The sequence below is a fragment of the Rhizobium sp. AN68 genome, assembly GCF_030758035.1.
GTDB classification, from domain to species: domain Bacteria; phylum Pseudomonadota; class Alphaproteobacteria; order Rhizobiales; family Rhizobiaceae; genus Agrobacterium; species Agrobacterium tumefaciens.
In genome coordinates this window covers 2,151,102-2,168,040 of sequence record NZ_JARWMI010000003.1, presented here as the reverse complement: position 1 = coordinate 2,168,040, position 16,939 = coordinate 2,151,102, and the positions used below count along the sequence as shown (strand labels likewise).

General features: G+C 59.5%; 14 protein-coding genes. 8 read left to right on the top strand and 6 right to left on the bottom strand.

The genetic code is table 11. From position 1 onward, the window contains the following. Positions 1-23: 23 nt before the first annotated feature. From xdhC to RBH71_RS23600, 4 genes are all read right to left on the bottom strand, one after another. Positions 24-872: a xanthine dehydrogenase accessory protein XdhC gene (gene xdhC / locus RBH71_RS23615; RefSeq protein WP_323687525.1), complete on the bottom strand. Its 849-nt coding sequence runs from the start codon at positions 870-872 to the stop codon at positions 24-26. Between the two features lie 11 nt (positions 873-883). Beyond that, positions 884-3,223, bottom strand: a complete 2,340-nt coding sequence (gene xdhB / locus RBH71_RS23610) for a xanthine dehydrogenase molybdopterin binding subunit (protein ID WP_003513651.1) — start codon at positions 3,221-3,223, stop codon at positions 884-886. Positions 3,224-3,226: 3 nt separating this feature from the next. Then, positions 3,227-4,696 carry a xanthine dehydrogenase small subunit gene (gene xdhA, locus RBH71_RS23605; protein ID WP_003513650.1) on the bottom strand — a complete coding sequence of 490 codons (1,470 nt, stop codon included), beginning with the start codon at positions 4,694-4,696 and terminating at the stop codon, positions 3,227-3,229. 124 nt (positions 4,697-4,820) lie between these two features. Continuing rightward, positions 4,821-5,597 carry a 3-hydroxybutyrate dehydrogenase gene (locus RBH71_RS23600; protein WP_003513648.1) on the bottom strand — a complete coding sequence of 259 codons (777 nt, stop codon included), beginning with the start codon at positions 5,595-5,597 and terminating at the stop codon, positions 4,821-4,823. 232 nt (positions 5,598-5,829) lie between these two features. On the opposite strand from RBH71_RS23600, the gene RBH71_RS23595 reads away from it, so the two are divergent. From RBH71_RS23595 to sbmA, 4 genes are all read left to right on the top strand, one after another. After that, the gene (locus tag RBH71_RS23595; RefSeq protein WP_003513642.1) at positions 5,830-6,891 is read left to right on the top strand and encodes an LLM class flavin-dependent oxidoreductase; all 1,062 of its coding nucleotides are present in this window, start codon (positions 5,830-5,832) and stop codon (positions 6,889-6,891) included. 54 nt (positions 6,892-6,945) lie between these two features. After that, complete coding sequence (map, locus tag RBH71_RS23590) at positions 6,946-7,698, top strand: type I methionyl aminopeptidase (RefSeq protein WP_003513640.1); 753 nt, start codon at positions 6,946-6,948, stop codon at positions 7,696-7,698. 324 nt (positions 7,699-8,022) lie between these two features. After that, entirely contained in the window at positions 8,023-9,213 is a 1,191-nt protein-coding gene (locus RBH71_RS23585; RefSeq protein WP_003513638.1) for an MFS transporter, read from the top strand. Positions 9,214-9,405: 192 nt separating this feature from the next. Further along, positions 9,406-10,674 carry a peptide antibiotic transporter SbmA gene (sbmA, locus tag RBH71_RS23580; RefSeq protein WP_003513636.1) on the top strand — a complete coding sequence of 423 codons (1,269 nt, stop codon included), beginning with the start codon at positions 9,406-9,408 and terminating at the stop codon, positions 10,672-10,674. A 55-nt stretch (positions 10,675-10,729) separates the two neighbouring features. Here sbmA and RBH71_RS23575 read toward each other — a convergent pair whose 3' ends face one another. Next, the gene (locus tag RBH71_RS23575; protein WP_003513634.1) at positions 10,730-11,713 is read right to left on the bottom strand and encodes a polysaccharide deacetylase family protein; all 984 of its coding nucleotides are present in this window, start codon (positions 11,711-11,713) and stop codon (positions 10,730-10,732) included. Positions 11,714-11,864: 151 nt separating this feature from the next. Here RBH71_RS23575 and RBH71_RS23570 point away from each other — a divergent pair, with 151 nt between their 5' ends. From RBH71_RS23570 to RBH71_RS23555, 4 genes are all read left to right on the top strand, one after another. Further along, complete coding sequence (locus RBH71_RS23570) at positions 11,865-12,449, top strand: NnrU family protein (RefSeq protein ID WP_003513633.1); 585 nt, start codon at positions 11,865-11,867, stop codon at positions 12,447-12,449. 154 nt (positions 12,450-12,603) lie between these two features. Then, positions 12,604-13,275: a tetratricopeptide repeat protein gene (locus RBH71_RS23565; RefSeq protein ID WP_003513632.1), complete on the top strand. Its 672-nt coding sequence runs from the start codon at positions 12,604-12,606 to the stop codon at positions 13,273-13,275. Positions 13,276-13,308: 33 nt separating this feature from the next. Next, positions 13,309-14,739 carry a ribosome biogenesis GTPase Der gene (gene der / locus RBH71_RS23560; protein WP_003513631.1) on the top strand — a complete coding sequence of 477 codons (1,431 nt, stop codon included), beginning with the start codon at positions 13,309-13,311 and terminating at the stop codon, positions 14,737-14,739. 207 nt (positions 14,740-14,946) lie between these two features. Beyond that, positions 14,947-15,555, top strand: a complete 609-nt coding sequence (locus RBH71_RS23555) for a DUF2026 family protein (RefSeq protein ID WP_003513629.1) — start codon at positions 14,947-14,949, stop codon at positions 15,553-15,555. 190 nt (positions 15,556-15,745) lie between these two features. On the opposite strand, the gene RBH71_RS23550 is transcribed toward RBH71_RS23555, so the two are convergent. Continuing rightward, positions 15,746-16,795 (bottom strand): bifunctional monoglucosyl/glucuronosyl diacylglycerol synthase, encoded by a 1,050-nt coding sequence (locus RBH71_RS23550; RefSeq protein ID WP_003513627.1) that lies wholly within the window; start codon positions 16,793-16,795, stop codon positions 15,746-15,748. Positions 16,796-16,939: the final 144 nt, after the last annotated feature.

The window sequence follows — 16,939 nt, the reverse complement described above, 5'->3', positions numbered from 1 at the left end:
AGATGAAAGCCTGCCCGACGGGATCAGGCGTGATCTTGGTCTTGAGGATGGCCGCGCTGATTTTCGGTGCGACGGGTTTCGGCAGCGGAAAATGCTTGCAGCAACTCGGCTGCCACAAGGGCCGCTATGACGGCGGGGCGCTTGTCCTTGACGCTACTTCCACCGATCGGCAGGATGAGTTTTTGAAGGCGGGTAGCGGGTTCTCCCTCTCGCTCCAGCCAATGGGCGAAGGTGGCGCGTTTGGTTTTCGAGCCGATCATGCCGACATAAGCGAGATCGTCGCGGGCAAGCGCTTCCTTTGCAATCAGGAAATCGAGTGCGTGATCGTGGGTGACGATGATCGCAGCGCCGTTTGCGGGAATTTTCGCGATCAGCGCTTCCGGCATGGGGATCAGCACGGATACGACACCGGCTGAAAGATCGCGCAACTCGTTTTCACGGGTTTCCACCACGGTCAGTGTCAAAGGCAGAAGCGACAGAGCATCTGCCAGCGCCTTGCCGACATGGCCCGCCCCGAAAATGAAGACGGCCGGCTGCTGCTCGGTTTCAGCCTTAAGCCTTGCCTCGAGTGCTGCCGCGATGTCCGGCGTTACCAGCCGGAAGCGGAGCAAGGTGCGGCCGCCGCAGCATTGGCCGATTTCGGGGCCGAGCGGAATATCCATGCCGTCTTCGGTCGTACCGTTCTTCAACATGGCATGGGCATGGTCTATCGCCATATATTCGAACTGCCCGCCGCCGATGGTCTCCCACAGCGCCTTCCGGCTTACCAGCATGAAGGTTCCAGCCTCGCGCGGCGATGACCCTTTCACGGCCTCGATTTCCACGAGGATTGCAGGTCCGGAGCTGGCGAGGAAGCGGGAGAGGGACGTCATTGTGTCTCCCCTCACACCTTCTTCAACCGTTCCACCGCCATCAGCACCCGCTCGGGCGTTGCCGGCGCATCGAGGCGTGGGCAGACCTTGTAGTCGGCGATGGACGCGACGGCCATGGAGAGTGCTTCGAGAACCGAGATCGCCAGCATGAAAGGCGGTTCGCCCACGGCCTTGGAGCGGCCGATGGTGGGCTCGGCGTTTTCCGACCATTCCGCCAGTTGAACGTTGAAAATCTTCGGCCGGTCGGAGGCAAGCGGGATCTTGTAGGTGGAGGGAGCGTGGGTGCGCAGCCGCCCCTTGCCGTCCCACCATAATTCCTCCGTCGTCAACCAGCCCATGCCCTGTACGAAGGCGCCTTCCACCTGGCCGATATCGATGGCCGGGTTTAGCGACTTGCCGACATCGTGGAGAATATCGGTGCGGTCCATCATGTATTCGCCGGTCAGAGTATCGATCGACACTTCCGAACAGGCCGCGCCATAGGCGAAATAATAAAACGGCGTGCCGCGGCCGGCGGCACGATCCCAATGGATTTTCGGCGTCTTGTAAAAACCGGCGGCGGAAAGCTGGACGCGGGCGAAATAGGCTCGTTTGATGAAATCGTTGAAGGCGACTTCCTCAAGCCCGATGCGCACCCGGTTTGGCAGGAAGACAACCTCTTCTTCCGGCACGTTCCAGTTCTCGGCGGCGAATTTGATGAGCCTTTCACGGATCTGGCGGGCAGCGTCATAGGCCGCCATGCCATTGAGGTCCGTACCGGACGAGGCGGCCGTGGCCGACGTATTGGGCACCTTGCCCGTGGTCGTGGCGGTGATTTTCACCCGGCCAATATCCACCTGGAAGGCATCGGCCACCACCTGCGCCACCTTGGTGTAGAGGCCCTGGCCCATTTCGGTGCCGCCATGGTTCAGGTGGATCGAACCGTCATTATAGATATGCACCAGCGCGCCCGCCTGATTGAAGGCGGTCATGGTGAAGGAGATGCCGAATTTTACCGGGGTGAGCGCAATGCCCTTGCGGATGATCGGGCTGGTCTTGTTGAACTCGACAATTGCCTGCCTGCGCGCGCGGTATTCGCTGGAGGCTTCCAATTCCTCGACGACGCGGGCGATGACGTTGTCCTCGACCTCCTGATGGTAGGGGGTTGTGGTGCGGCCCGAACCGGTTTCGCCGTAGAAATTGAGCTTGCGGACATCGAGCGGGTCCTTGCCGACGGCATAGGCGATTTCCTCGATGAAACGCTCAGCCCCGAGCATGCCCTGCGGGCCGCCGAAACCGCGAAAGGCGGTGTTGGAAACCGTGTGGGTTTTAAGCGGCCGGGAGGTCAGATGCACATGCGGATAGAAATAGCTGGAATCGGCGTGAAACAGCGCGCGGTCGGTTACCGGGCCGGACAGGTCGGAGGAAAAGCCGCAGCGGGCCGCATAGGTGGCGTCGACGGCGTGGATGCGGCCTTCCTCATCGAAGCCTAGCTCGTAATCGACGCGGAAATCGTGGCGTTTGCCGGTGGCGGTCATGTCCTCGTCGCGGTCGGGGCGGATTTTCACGGCCCGGTTCAGCTTCTTGGCGGCAATGGCGCAAAGGGCTGCGAACTGGTTTCCCTGGGTTTCCTTGCCGCCGAAACCGCCGCCCATGCGCCGCACCTGCACCGTGACGGCATTGGATGGCACCTGAAGGATGTGGCTGACAATGTGCTGGATTTCGCTCGGATGCTGGGTGGAGCTCCACAGCGTCACCTCATCGTCCTCGCCCGGCACGGCCATGGCGATGTGGCTTTCGAGATAAAAATGCTCCTGCCCGCCGATCCGCATCGTGCCGGTCAGGCGGCGGGGTGCCACGTCCATTTCGAGCTTCGCATCACCACGCTTCAGCGTCATCGGATCGATGACGAGCGCGCCGCCATTTTCAATCGCCGTGTCGATATCGGTGAAATGCGGCAGGTCCTTGTAGACGATTTTCGCCCTGCGGGCGGCCTTGCGGGCAATATCGCGGCTTTCAGCGAAGACCGCGAAGATCGGCTGGCCGTGAAATTCAACCTTCGTTTCGGCCAGCAGCGGCTCGTCATGACGCCCGCCGGAGGAGACGTCGTTTTCGCCGGGCACGTCTTTGCCTGTCATCACCCATAACACGCCCGGCGCAGCTTCCACTTCCGAAAGGTCCATCGAGACGATTTCGGCATGGGCCCGGTCGGAAAGGCCAAGCGCACCGTGAACGAGGCCGGCGGGTTCGGGAATATCGTCGATATATTCGGCGCTGCCCGTCACATGTTTATGGGCAGAATCGTGCCTGAGCGAGGCGTGTACAGGGCCGTCGATTTCGGTCTTGGTCTTATCGAAGCTTGTCGTGTCCATGGTTCAAGCCTCCTCCAGCGAGAAGCGGGCAAGTTCCTGCTTTTCCCCTGATGTCTCGAGGAAAAACCGTGTCAGCAAATTCTTGGCTGTGAGTTGCCGATATTCGGCGGTCGCGCGCCAGTCGGTCAGCGGTGTGAAATCCTCGTCCAGCACATCGCGCGCCGCGTCGATGGTATCCTGCGACCACGCCTTACCGAGAAGCGCTGCCTCGAGATGTGCAGCGCGTTTCGGCGTGCCGGCCATGCCGCCAAAGGCGACGCGGATGTCTTCGACCGTGCCGTCGGCCTCGAGCGTCAGATGGAAGGCGGCGCAGAGAGCGGAGATATCCTCGTCGCGCCGCTTTGAAATCTTGTAGACGGCATAGTGGCTTTCGGGTTTCTGGAATGGAATAAAGAGCTTTTCGACGAATTCGCCGCTCAGCCGGTCCTGTTTGCCATAATCGATGAAATAGCTTTCCAGCGGCAAGGTGCGGCTGCCGGAAGACGAGCGCAAGGTGAGCGTGGCGCCGAGCGCGATCAGGGCCGGGGGCGTGTCGCCGATGGGCGAACCGTTGGCGATGTTGCCGCCGATTGTTCCCATATTGCGCACCTGTTCGCCGCCAAGACGATCGAACAGCCGGGCAAGCGCCGGGAAATGTTCTGCAATGGTCTTGAAGGCCTGGCTGTAGGTGACACCGGCACCGAGCGTCACGCCGTTCTCATCCACGGCAATACCCTGCAGATCGCCGAGGTTGTTGATGAAGATGACAGGATTAAGCGCCCGCATCTGCTTTGTCACCCACAGGCCGACATCGGTGGAACCGGCAACGATGGTAGCCTTCGGCTCGGCGGCATAGATATCGGTCAATTCAGCAAGCGTTGCCGGGATGATGGTCCGATCTTCGCCGCGGGTGACCGTAATGGTCTCATTGGCGCGGATCGCCCAGAGCCTTGCCATGATATCGGTGCGGTCGCGTTGCAGCGGGTCGAACAGCGCACTCGGGCGGGCGGCTGCAATCTTTTCGGCGGCCCGCACAATCGGCTCGTAACCCGTGCATCGACAGAGATTGCCTTGCAGCGCCTTTTCAATATCGGCGCGGGACGGGTTTTCGCTGGCAAGCCACAGGCCGTAGAGCGACATGATGAAGCCCGGCGTGCAGAAACCGCATTGGGAACCGTGGAAATCCACCATTGCCTGCTGCACGGGGTGAAGCGTGCCATCGCGGCCGGCCAGATGCTCTACCGTCACGATATGGGTTGCATGCAGCGAGCCCAAAAAGCGGATGCAGGCATTGACGCTTTCATAACGCAGCGAGCCATCAACAAGCCGCCCGACCAACACCGTGCAGGCGCCGCAGTCACCTTCAGCACAGCCTTCTTTCGTCCCGGTCAGCCGTCTTTGAAGGCGGAGATAATCGAGAAGCGTGTCTGTCGGTCCGAAACCCTTAAGCGAAATGGTTTCGCTGTTGAGGATGAAGCTGATCGCGTCGTTCATGCACTGCCTTGCTTTTTGTCCGGTTGAGCCGGTTCCCAATCTGCTATCTATGCACGCCCGCGCGCGCATATCGATTTCCGTTTTGGCAATTCATTGTTTCCAAAACGGAAAGAGATGTCATCGATTATTGCGCTGTCCAGCCGCCATCGACGGAAATATGCGTGCCGGTAATGTTGCTGGCGGCATCGCTTGCCAGAAAGACGGCCGCTGCCGCCACGTCATCGATGGTGACGAATTGCTTTGTCGCCTGCAATTCCAGCATCACGTCGTTCTTCACCGCCTCTTCGCTGATGCCGCGCACCTTGGCCATTTCCGGTATCTGCTTTTCGACGAGCGGCGTCAGCACATAACCGGGACAGATGGCGTTGACGGTGACGCCCGTCTGCGCAAGCTCGAGCGCCGCCGTCTTCGTCAGGCCCATGATGCCGTGCTTGGCTGCCACATAGGCAGATTTGAACGGCGAGGCGACGAGACCGTGGGCAGAGGCAATGTTGATGATACGGCCTTTGCCGGCCTTCTTCATCAGCGGTATCGCAACGCGCATCGTATGGAAGGAACTGGTCAGATTGACGGCGATGATCCAGTCCCACTTTTCCGTCGGAAACTCCTCGATCGGAGCGATGTGCTGAATGCCGGCATTGTTGACGAGCACATCGACCGAACCAAGCTTCTCATGCGCGGAATTGATGAGATCGGCAATCTCGTCCGGTTTCGTCATATCTGCCGGGTGGTAGAGCACACGCCCGCCACTTTCGGCTTCCAGCAAAAGGCGGAGTTTTTCAATTTCGTCTTCGTCGCCGAAGCCATTCAGCACGATATTCGCGCCCTCCCTCGCAAATCTCTGTGCGATGCCAAGGCCGATGCCACTTGTGGAGCCTGTCACGATAACTGTCCGATGCATGCTTTCCCCTTTTTGCATTACTTCGCACATATTTAAGCAGGTTATGCCCAAAGGGGGCGGGCTGGCAATCGCGATTTCGGGCGCGATTTCGGGGGAGGCCGGCATGGGGCATAATGCGCCGGCGCCCATCCACTTTTTCGAAGCTAAGCATCCAGATTTTACGCCAGATTTTGCATTTGTCTGAAGGGCCGTCCGTGCCTATCTCTCAGACAATCAAACAGAGGTATCGTCTATGGAACTCGGTCTTTACACTTTTGCGGATGTCAATCCCAACCCCGCCGATGGCCGTGGGCCGGAAGGTGCGCGCCGGCTGCGCGAACTGCTTGAGGAAATCGAGCTTGCCGATCAGGTCGGACTGGATGTGTTTGGGCTGGGTGAACATCACCGCCCGGACTATGTCGCGTCCTCACCCTCCACCGTGCTTGCGGCGGCGGCGGTGAAGACGAAGAATATCCGCCTGACGAGCGCTGTCTCGGTTCTGAGTTCGGATGATCCGGTCCGGGTCTTCCAGCAATTCTCCACCGTCGATCTCCTGTCGAACGGCCGAGCCGAAATCATGGCCGGGCGCGGTTCCTTCATCGAATCCTACCCCCTGTTCGGTTACGACCTCGAAGACTATGACGTGCTGTTTGCGGAAAAGCTCGATCTGCTCCTGGCGCTGCGCGAGAACGAAATCGTCACCTGGTCCGGCACCAAACACCCCGCCATCAATGGGCGCGGGGTCTATCCGCGTCCTCTTCAGGAGCGTCTGCCGGTCTGGATCGCGGTTGGCGGCACGCCGCAATCGGTGGCGCGGGCCGGCGCCATGGGGCTGCCGGTGGCGCTTGCCATCATCGGCGGCGAATATCGCCGCTTCGCGCCGCTGTTCGATCTCTATCACGAAGCTGCACGCCGGGCGGGGCAGGAAAAGACCAGGCTGCGCACCAGCATCAACGTGCACGGCTTCATTGCCGACACCACCGACAAGGCAGCGGACCAGTTTTACGGACCGCAGGCTGAGGTGATGAATCGCATCGGCCGCGAGCGCGGCTGGGGTCCGACAAACCGCGCGCATTTCGATGCGGCGCGTGGGCCGGAGGGCAACCTCTTCCTTGGCGAACCTGAGCTGGTGGCGGAAAAGATCATCAAGGCGCATGGCGTTTTCAAGAACGACCGTTTCCTGTTGCAGATGGCAATCGGCCTGATGCCGCATGACCAGATCATGCGCGGCATCGAGCTTTATGGTACGAAAGTCGCGCCTGTTGTCAGAAAAGAATTGACGGGGAGTGCCGATCCGGTGAAAGCCACGGCCTGATTATTACCAAGGCGGGCGTCTTCAGACCCGCCATTTAGAACGACGGACAGAAACATGGTCATCTCCACCGACGAAGAACTGGTTTTGCTAAAGGATATCGGTCGCATCTGCGCCGTGGCCATGCAGACCATGGCGGATGCGCTGGAACCCGGTATCACCACGGCCGAACTGGATGCGATCGGCCGAAAGGTACTGGAGGATAACGACGCGCAATCGGCGCCGGAGTTCTGCTACCAGTTTCCCGGCGCGACCTGCATCAGCGTCAACGAAGAGGTTGCGCATGGCATTCCCGGCCCGCGCATCATCAAGGCGGGCGATCTCGTCAATATCGATGTCTCGGCGGTGAAGAGCGGTTTCTTCGGCGATACGGGTTCGTCTTTCGCCGTGCCGCCGGTGAAAAAGGAGATCGAGCGGCTGTGCCGCGATGGCAAGCGCGCCATGTGGACGGGCTTGCAGCAGGTGAAAACCGGTCGGCCCTTTGCCGATATCGGCAATGCCATCGGCTCCTTTGCAAAAAAGAACCGCTACACGCTGATCACCAATCTGGCGAGCCACGGCATCGGCCGCTCCCTGCATGAGGAGCCGAAGGAACTGGCGACCTGGCCGGACAAGGGTGAGCGGCGCATCATGCAGGAGGGCATGGTCTTCACCGTTGAACCCTTCCTGTCGACGGGTGCCTATTGGGCCGAAGATGGCGACGACGATCCGTGGACGCTCTATAGCGATCCGAGCGCGCCGACCGTGCAGTATGAACATACCGTGGTTGCTACGAAGAACGGCCCGCTGGTGCTGACGCTGGTTGAGTGAGTGGTGAAGACCGCCACTTTACGAGACACCAAGTTTCGTAGCTGAGTGCGCCAATTACGACGTTTGCCGCATTCGTTGACCTTTCTCCTCCCTCATCCCTGTGCCTGTCACAGGGATCCAGCCAGCCCAAGTCCTTGGGCTGAAAGGACTTCTCTCGCCGCGCGGACGCGCGTCGGTTGGATTCCTGTGACAAGCACAGGAATGAGGGTGGATAAGGATGCGCAGACAACAAGGTCCTTGCATCTCGTACCAACAAAGACGGCTTATGCTGCCGATCAAAATAACTCGCTTGTTCCGTGGCAGTGCGGTTGCGATAAGCCGTACATGAGCATCGACAAGCCACTTTCCCCCAAACATCTGACTGCACTCGGTTTCGCCGGCGCCTTGATGATGGCGTCCGCCATGGGCTTCGGCCGTTTTTCCTTCACCCCCATTCTTCCCGGCATGATGGCTGATGTTCCGCTATCGGCGGGGGATGCGGGTATCGTCGCGGCTGGAAATTTCGCCGGTTATCTCGCGGGGGCGGTTCTCGCCGCCTATTCATGGGGCTCGGGACGGGAACGGCTGGTCGCCCTTTGCGGCTTGTTTTCCACGGGCGCGTTGCTGCTCGCCATGGCCGCATTCAACTCCGTTGCGGCCTTCACCCTGATCCGGTTTTTCGCCGGCGTTGCCAGTGCGATGACCATGATCTTCACGTCGCAGATCGTCATCGGCCACGCCATGAAAGCCGGCAAGGACCATATTCAGGCGCTGCATTATGGCGGCGTCGGTGCCGGCATCGCGATTTCCTCGCTTGTGGTCTATCTCATCGGCGTCGTTTTTGATGGCGGCGGTGCCTCCTGGCGGGAGGAGTGGATTGCCGGTGCCGTCTTTTCCTTCGCTACGTTTCTTCTCGTCTGGCGGGTGATGCCCGCCGGGCCACCCCGGCATGCCTCTGCGCTGTCGGAGCCGCCGCTCAAATGGACGAAGCCGCTCTTTCTGACGACGCTCGCCTATGGGCTGTTCGGCTTCGGTTACGTCATCACCGCCACCTTCATTGTTGCGATTGCCCGCATGGCTGCTGCCGGCGCTTTCGTGGAGTTTCTGGTCTGGTTCGTGACGGGATGTGCCGCCGCCATTTCGCTTTTCCTCTGGAAGCCAGTCTTGAAATCGCAGGGGCTGAAGCGCGCTTTCGTGATCGTGCTTGCTGTGGAAGCCGTCGGCGTCTTCGCTTCCGTCATGCTGCCACCCGTTCCGGGCGTGCTTGCCGGCGGTCTGCTTCTGGGGCTGACCTTCATGGTCATCACCGCCTATGGCCTTCAGCTCGGCCGGGAATTCGCAGGCCCAAGCCCACGCCGCGCCTTTGCCCTGATGACGGCAGCCTTCGGTACTGGACAGATCGTCGGACCACTCGCCGCCGGCTGGATTGCCGAGGTGACGGGAAGTTTTACTGCACCAAGTATTCTCGCCTCTGGCGTGCTTGTCGCCAGCATTCTCCTGATGCTGCCGGTTCTCGCCACGGAGCGGCGGCGCTAAATCCGCCCGGGCATATTGCGCCTCACAAGGGGCGATTTCAGGGGTTCCTTGCGGGATCGATCCGCCGTTTGCGCCTTACATCTTGTTAAGGTCGTCGCTTCTTCGTTGCTGTGCACAAATTTCTGCCCTAGGTTCGGGCCATCTAGTGCTTCGCCAATAATGGCTGACTTCAAACGCGCGTGAGTTCGAAACGTGTTTCATTCTTTCTTTCCCAAACCGAAATTGTTCTTCACCTCCGCCATCGTCTGGGCTTTTGTCGCCATTCTTGGATGGTACTTCATCGTTGAAGGGCTAGGCAGGTCTTGGGGCTACGTGATGCCCGAGCAAGAACCTTACGATCTCAGCTATTTTCTGGTTCCCGCCAATCTGTTCTTCTACGCCTATCTGGCATTGTGCCTGGTGTTGTTCGGGGCTGTCTGGACCGTTCTCGCCAAGGATCACCCCTGGAAGTTCTGGTCCATATGGGGATCGCTGCTGATTATCGCGGTGACCTATTTCGGCGTTCAGATTTCCGTCGTCATCAACAATTTCCGGCGGCCTTTCGGCGATCTCCTGCAAAATGCGCTGTCAAAACAGCCGGGTATCGAAGTCTGGGATTTTTACAGTCTTCAGATTGTCTTCGCCAAGATCGCCTTTCTCAGCATGGCTGTGTCGATCCTCACGGATTTCTTCACCAGCCATTATATCTTCCGCTGGCGCACCGCGATGAACGACTTCTACATGTCAAAATGGGAAAAGCTGCGCCACATTGAAGGTGCCTCGCAGCGCGTTCAGGAAGATACGATGCGGTTCTCCTCCACGCTGGAGGGGTTGGGTATTACCCTGATCAATTCGGTCATGACGCTTGTTGTGTTTCTGCCGATCCTGTTTGCGCTGTCGTCCTACGTCTCCGAATTGCCGATCCTTGGCGAAGTGCCGCACGCGCTGTTCTGGCTGGCGATTGTCTGGTCCGTGTTCGGCACCGTGCTTCTGGCGACGGTCGGCATCAAGCTGCCCGGCCTGAATTTCCGCAACCAGCGTGTGGAAGCGGCTTATCGCAAGGAACTGGTCTACGGTGAGGATCACGCCGACCGCGCCCAGCCGCCGACTGTCAAGGAGCTTTACTCCAATGTGCGGAAAAACTATTTCCGCATGTATTGGCACTACCTCTACTTCAACGTCGCGCGGTATTTCTACATTCAGGCCGATGCCGTGTTCTTGCTCCTGATGCTTGTTCCCACCATCGTGGCGGGCAAGATCACCTATGGTATCTACCAGCAGATCGCCACGGCCTTCGGTCAGGTCAGTAATTCGTTCCAGTATCTGGTCAATTCCTGGACCACGATCATCGAGCTGCTGTCCATCCACAAACGTCTTGTGGCTTTCGAGGCCGCGATCGATGACAAGCCCCTGCCTGAAATCGACGAGCGTTATCTTCAGCGGGAAGCGGAAGCCGGAGAGCTGGCGGCCAACAAGCCCTGACGGAAAACAAAAAGGGCGGCCGACTGGCCGCCCTTTTGCATTGTATCCGGGGACCTTAGCCCTCTGTCTTCTGCTTCCTGCGCGCCTTGATGATCGGCATGGCCTCGGCGTAACTCACGCAGGCGACATCGTCGCTGCGGCAGACTTCGCGCAGCAGCCGCTCATAGGCGTTCCAATAGGCGCCGCCATTCATCTTCACGAAATGGAAGCCCATCTGCAGGGGGATGCGTTCGCCATTATACTGCTTGTCGAAAGCGGTGCGGAACGCCGCATAGGCGCGTTCCTCGAATTCCTGCGCGCGGTCCGGCGTCTCGATGCCGATGGAGTGGCGGATGAAGAGGTTGTAGTCCATGGCGATGATCGGGCGATTGCCGGGGCCTTCCGGAACCAGCGGCAGACCGAAATGTTCGATGCCGTCGCGCTCCACCGGCCATTCCGGTCCCTTGGTGATGCTGGTGGCGTCATAAACGAAGCCGTGTTTCTTCTGGGCTGCGGTCAGCGCCGGCCCCTGCGAAAGATAGGGCGCGCGGAAACCGTTGATGTTTTTCACCATGTCGCGCCAGCCTTCGGGTTCTTCACCCTTCTTGCCAATCATCTGCCAGGCATTTTCCAGCGTGCTGGTGAAGGTGGTAAACTCGCCGTCCCATTGCTCGGCGGTCCATTGGCCGCCATCGAAATGCCCACAGGTGTGATTGCCGATTTCGTGACCTTCGCGATAGGCCGACCAGATGTTGCGCAGCCGCGTCTCCACCTCTTCCGGCGACTGGCCAAATCCGACATTGGAGCGCCCGGCCTTCTGGCCGGGGCCCTGATAGGTCTTGGCGCTGGTCTTGCGGTCCATCACCAGCGTGCAGGCAAGGAAATAGGTGAAATGCGCGCCGACCTCCTTCGCCGTCGCCCGACTTCTTTCCCACAGCGAATTGTCGCCCGCACCGTCGAAAGAAACGATGACGAGCTGCTTCGGCTTCTCTGCATTTTCGGCAAAAGCGGGAAGGGCAAGGCATAGCGACAGGGAAAAAGCAGTCAATGGGCGAAACATCAGGCATCCGTCATGTGAAACACCGCTGCCTTTTGCGGGTGGAATAAGGCGAAGCTTTGAATAAACTGGCTTTTTTACGTCTTTCAGCCTAATTCCTTTTCTGCGTCGCGGTAATGAGGCCGCATTCCGTTCCACCGGGGGACCGTGTTCCATGCTTTTTCTCGTACTCTGTCTTGCCTTGTTTTTCCTGACGCATCTTTTGAAGGTGTTTGCGCCGCGATTTCGCGCGCAGATGATCGCGAAGATGGGAGAAGGACCGTTCAAGGGCGTCTATTCTCTCGCAAGCCTCATAACGCTCGGTCTCGTCATCTATGCGTTTGGCGAGGCGCGACAGGAAACCGGCGTTCTGTGGAACCCGCCGGTCTGGACGAGCCACCTCGCCGTGACCCTGATGCTGCCCGCGATGATCTGTCTTATCGCCAGCCTCATCCCGGCTGGCCACATCGCAACCAGAACCAAACATCCGCTCATTCTGGCGGTCAAGATCTGGGCGCTCGCCCATCTTCTGGCGAATGGAGAGACCTCTTCGATTCTTCTCTTTGCATCGTTCCTCGCCTGGGGTGTGGTGATGCGGATTTCGCTGAAGCGCCGGGAAAGAGCGGGTGAAAAAGTGGTCCGTCCCTTCGTCTCGGGCCGTTACGATCTGGTGGCCATCGTCGGCGGCATCGTTCTCTGGGGCGCTTTCATCCTGAAACTGCACGAATGGTTGATCGGCGTTCAGCCCATCGCCATGTAGGAAATCAACGTTTCCCCCTTACATATCAGGCAAAATAGGCTAGAAGGCCGACCATGACCCGTCGGCTGGACTTTTGCTGACCCGGGTAAGCGGCTTGGTATGTCTGCGAACGGATGGATCGGCGACGATCTCCGCGCGGGTAACGGAGAATTTGATGGCAAACGAAAATGATACCTTTATCCGCGAAGTGAACGAGCAGATCCGTTCCGAGCAGCTTTCCCGTTTCTGGGGCCGCTACGGTATCGTGGTCGTTGGCGCCGCCGTTCTCGTGGTTGTGGGCGCCGCCGGTGCTGGCATCTACGAATACTGGAACACCAGCCGCGCTTCCAATTCCGGCGACCAGTTCATTGCGGCGCTGAAGCTTGCTTCCGACAACAAGACGGACGAAGCGCTGAAGGCCTTTGCCGATCTTGAAACCTCCGGTCATGGCAATTATCCGGTACTGGCGAAGTTCCGTTCTGCGACGCTGCTTTCGCAGAAGGGCGATGCGGCCGGCGCCATCGCTGCCTTCACCGCGATCGGCAACGACACGTCTGCCCCGCAGGTCTTCCGCGATACGGCGAAGGTGCGCGCGGCGTGGCTGCTGGTTGACAACGGCACGTATGATCAGGTCGTTGCACTAGCGGAGCCATTGAGCGGCGAAGGCCAGACCATGCGTGCATCGGCTCGCGAAGCCCTTGGTCTTGCCGCCTACAAGGCTGGCGATTTCGCCAAGGCCAAACAATGGTTCGAGCAGATCGTCAGCGACGCGCAGGCGCCACGCAATGTGACGAACCGCGCGCAGATCATGCTCGACAATATCACTGCTTCGGGCAAAGCTGTCTAACACGGCTTTCCCACCTCCAAGGATTAACAATCAATGAGCTTCACCGTCGCCATAGTCGGGCGCCCCAATGTCGGCAAGTCCACGCTTTTCAACCGTCTGGTCGGAAAGAAGCTGGCGCTTGTCGACGATACGCCGGGCGTGACCCGTGACCGCCGCCCCGGCGACGCGAAGCTTGTCGACCTTCGTTTCACCATCATCGATACCGCTGGTCTGGAGCAATCCGGGCCGGAGACGCTTCAGGGCCGCATGTGGGCGCAGACCGAAGCGGCGATCGACGAAGCCGATGTGACGCTTTTTGTCGTTGACGCCAAGGCAGGCCTGACGCCCGCCGATGAAACGCTGGCCGAAATGCTGCGCCGTCGTGGCAAGCCGGTGGTTCTGGTGGCCAACAAGTCCGAGGCGCGCGGTTCCGATGCGGGCTTCTACGATGCCTTTACGCTCGGTCTTGGCGACCCTTGCGCCATCTCGGCCGAACATGGCCAGGGCATGATCGACCTGCGCGACGCCATCGTCGAGGCGATTGGCGAAGACGTTGCCTTCCCGCCTGAAGTGGATGAGGCAGAGACCGATATCGTTCTTCCGCGCACTGAACCCGGCAGCGAGGAAGAGGAAGAAGAAGAGCCTGTTTATGACGAGACCAAGCCGCTGCGCGTCGCCATCATCGGCCGACCGAATGCGGGCAAGTCCACCCTAATAAACCGTTTCCTTGGTGAAGACCGTCTGCTAACCGGCCCGGAAGCGGGCATTACCCGCGACAGTATTTCCGTCGAGTGGGACTGGCGCGGCCGCACCATCAAGATGTTCGACACGGCCGGCATGCGCCGCAAGGCCAGGGTAACGGAAAAGCTGGAGAAGCTCTCGGTCGCGGATTCCCTGCGCTCCATTCGTTTCGCCGAAACGGTGGTGATCGTGTTCGACAGCACCATTCCGTTCGAAAAGCAGGACCTGCAGCTGGTCGATCTCGTTATCCGCGAAGGCCGCGCCGCCGTGCTTGCCTTCAACAAATGGGATCTGGTTGAAGATCCGCAGGCGTTTCTGGCCGATCTGCGTGAAAAGACCGAGCGGCTTCTTCCGCAGGCCCGCGGCATTCGCGCCGTGCCGATGTCCGGCCAGACGGGCTATGGCCTTGACCGGTTGATGCAGAACATCATCGATACCGACAAGATCTGGAACCGCCGCATCTCGACCGCCAAGCTCAACCGCTGGCTCGATGCGCAGACCACGCAGCATCCGCCGCCGGCCGTTTCCGGCCGCCGCCTCAAGCTGAAATACATGACGCAGGTAAAGGCGCGCCCTCCGGCCTTCATGATTTCCTGCACCCGACCGGAAGCCATTCCGGAGAGCTACACGCGCTACCTCGTGAACGGTCTGCGCAAGGATTTCGACATGCCGGGCGTGCCGATCCGCGTGCATTATCGTGGCTCGGACAATCCATTCGAGAGCAAGGCGAAGAAGAGGCGGTAATCGGCTGCTGAAAACCTCTCCTCCGTTATTCTCGCGCTAGTCCCGAGAATCTGCAAACTTTCGATTTTGCGACTCGGGAGGTAGATCCTCGGGACAAGCCCGAGGATGACGTCGCGTGGGGCCGAGGTCTCACCAACATCGAGATCGACGGTGAACCGGTCTCTCCCGTTGCCTTCCGATAATCATAAAACTGGCGAGTAAAAAACCATGTTGATCAAGCAGACCGACTATCACCGGATTTACCGCGTCATCAACAGCCTGCTCGTCAACGACAATGCTGACCCGGCTACGGCCTGCATGTATTTCAGCACCTTCGGCGCCTTCATCCTTCAGCAGCATTACAAGGTGAAAGCTGTGCCGAAGGGCGGGCTTGCCGCTTATAATCTTGGTGGAACGGTCATGCTTTTTGCGGACCATCGTGACGATGGTTACGTAACGGGCGCTGGCGATAATTTCCATTGCTGGGTCGAAGCGGACGGATGGGCGATCGATTTCATGGCGCCCGCTTTTTCGCAGAGCGCACGCGAACTTTCCGTGCCCCCGAAGATGTTTCAGCGTCCGCTATCGGCCATGGCGGCTTCCATCAACGATCTCGATCATTCCGGCGATTTCTTCTACCGCTCCGAGCCGGAAGCCACCGCGCGGCGTTTTGCCGACTGGCACAAACAGGCGATGATCGGCGATCTGGCAAGCGTCGCCGCAAACTGGTTCCGCAAGTCGCCGAAACAGATGTCCCCGTCGCTTTCGGTCACGGAGCGGAACGGCAAGGCGCGGACGGTGCCGCTTTCCGGCCAGGCGCTCGTCGGCGTGTGGTGATCTAAGACGGGATAAGTCTTTGTGAAATTAGGACGGCCAGCGTGATCTCGCGGCAGCCGCCTGACGTCAATCAGCAGCCCGACCCCGTTCTAAAGATAACGGCGGTCGCGTCCAGATCGTCTTGTGACACTCCTGCTTTGTTTCGTCCACCGTTCCCCGATAAAATGTCGGGGATCAATGTGTCTCCACGTCAGGCAAGTCGTGAGCGGGACAAAAGCGGCAGGGATTTTCCGGCGGCGTGGATGACATTGTCGAGGAATTGCCGCGACGCCTTTTCCCAGCTGTAGCTTTTGGAAAGCGCCAGGGCCTCCTGCGATGAACAATGGAGCGCTGCAAGACACGCGTCGCGAAGATTGTCATTCAGCGCGCCTGCCCCGGGATTGCCGCCGAGGATATCGATCGGCCCGGTAACGGGGAAGGCGGCCACCGGCACACCGCTCGCCAGCGCTTCCAGAATGGTGTTGCCGAATGTGTCGGTCTTGGACGGGAAAACGAAGACATCGGCCTGCGCATAGGCAGCCGCGAGTTCTTCCCCGGTCTTGATGCCGGTAAACAGCACGTCCGGATATTTTTCCTGCAATTCATGGCGGGCCGGGCCATCGCCGATCACGACCTTCGATCCGGGCAGCTCGAGGTCGAGGAATTCAGGCAGGTTCTTTTCCACCGCCACACGACCGACCGTCATGAAGATCGGTCTCGGCAGATCGAAAGGCAGCGACGTTTTCGGACGTGGATGGAAAAGTTCGGCATCGATGCCGCGGCTCCAGCGCTTCAAGTTGCGAACCCCGCGGGCCTCAAGCTCGGTCTCGAGGCTTGGCGTCGCCACCATGCAGGTGTTGCCACCGTTGTGAAACCAGCGCACGAAAGCGTAAAGCCAGCTTTCCGGGACGGGGAAGCGCGCCGCGACATATTCGGGAAAGCGGGTGTGATAGCTGGTGGAAAAACGCATCCTGTTCTTCACGCACCAGCGCCGCGCCATGAAACCCAGCGGACCCTCGGTGGCGATGTGGACGAAGGAGGGCTGGCTTTTTTCAATCTCCGCCGCGACACGGCGATAGCCGGCGACTGACAGGCGGATTTCCGGATAGGTCGGGCAGGGGATGCTGTAGAAACTCTGCGGTGTCACCATGTGCACATCCACGCCCAGCCGCGCGAGTTCCGTATTGGTATTTTCGATGGAACGAACCACGCCGTTGACCTGCGGGTGCCAGGCATCTGTGACAATCGTGATTCTCGTCATGAAACACCGATCCTGCTCGACTGCGCGCGGGCGATTCCCCACCACCCGGCTTCCGCCCGTATATGCGGCGTGCGTGTTACAGGATCATGTCAGGGCGGATAAGGGTAGAGAAGTGTCCTTTGCACACACAAGCTGCTCTTGTCC

Bases quoted from the DNA above. Each gene is read 5' to 3' on its own strand.
- xdhC (WP_323687525.1), bottom strand. From the start codon at position 872: ATGACGTCCCTCTCCCGCTTCCTCGCCAGCTCCGGACCTGCAATCCTC.
- xdhB (WP_003513651.1), bottom strand. From the start codon at position 3,223: ATGGACACGACAAGCTTCGATAAGACCAAGACCGAAATCGACGGCCCT.
- xdhA (WP_003513650.1), bottom strand. From the start codon at position 4,696: ATGAACGACGCGATCAGCTTCATCCTCAACAGCGAAACCATTTCGCTT.
- RBH71_RS23600 (WP_003513648.1), bottom strand. From the start codon at position 5,597: ATGCATCGGACAGTTATCGTGACAGGCTCCACAAGTGGCATCGGCCTT.
- RBH71_RS23595 (WP_003513642.1), top strand. From the start codon at position 5,830: ATGGAACTCGGTCTTTACACTTTTGCGGATGTCAATCCCAACCCCGCC.
- map (WP_003513640.1), top strand. From the start codon at position 6,946: ATGGTCATCTCCACCGACGAAGAACTGGTTTTGCTAAAGGATATCGGT.
- RBH71_RS23585 (WP_003513638.1), top strand. From the start codon at position 8,023: ATGAGCATCGACAAGCCACTTTCCCCCAAACATCTGACTGCACTCGGT.
- RBH71_RS23575 (WP_003513634.1), bottom strand. From the start codon at position 11,713: ATGTTTCGCCCATTGACTGCTTTTTCCCTGTCGCTATGCCTTGCCCTT.
- RBH71_RS23570 (WP_003513633.1), top strand. From the start codon at position 11,865: ATGCTTTTTCTCGTACTCTGTCTTGCCTTGTTTTTCCTGACGCATCTT.
- RBH71_RS23565 (WP_003513632.1), top strand. From the start codon at position 12,604: ATGGCAAACGAAAATGATACCTTTATCCGCGAAGTGAACGAGCAGATC.
- der (WP_003513631.1), top strand. From the start codon at position 13,309: ATGAGCTTCACCGTCGCCATAGTCGGGCGCCCCAATGTCGGCAAGTCC.
- RBH71_RS23555 (WP_003513629.1), top strand. From the start codon at position 14,947: ATGTTGATCAAGCAGACCGACTATCACCGGATTTACCGCGTCATCAAC.
- RBH71_RS23550 (WP_003513627.1), bottom strand. From the start codon at position 16,795: ATGACGAGAATCACGATTGTCACAGATGCCTGGCACCCGCAGGTCAAC.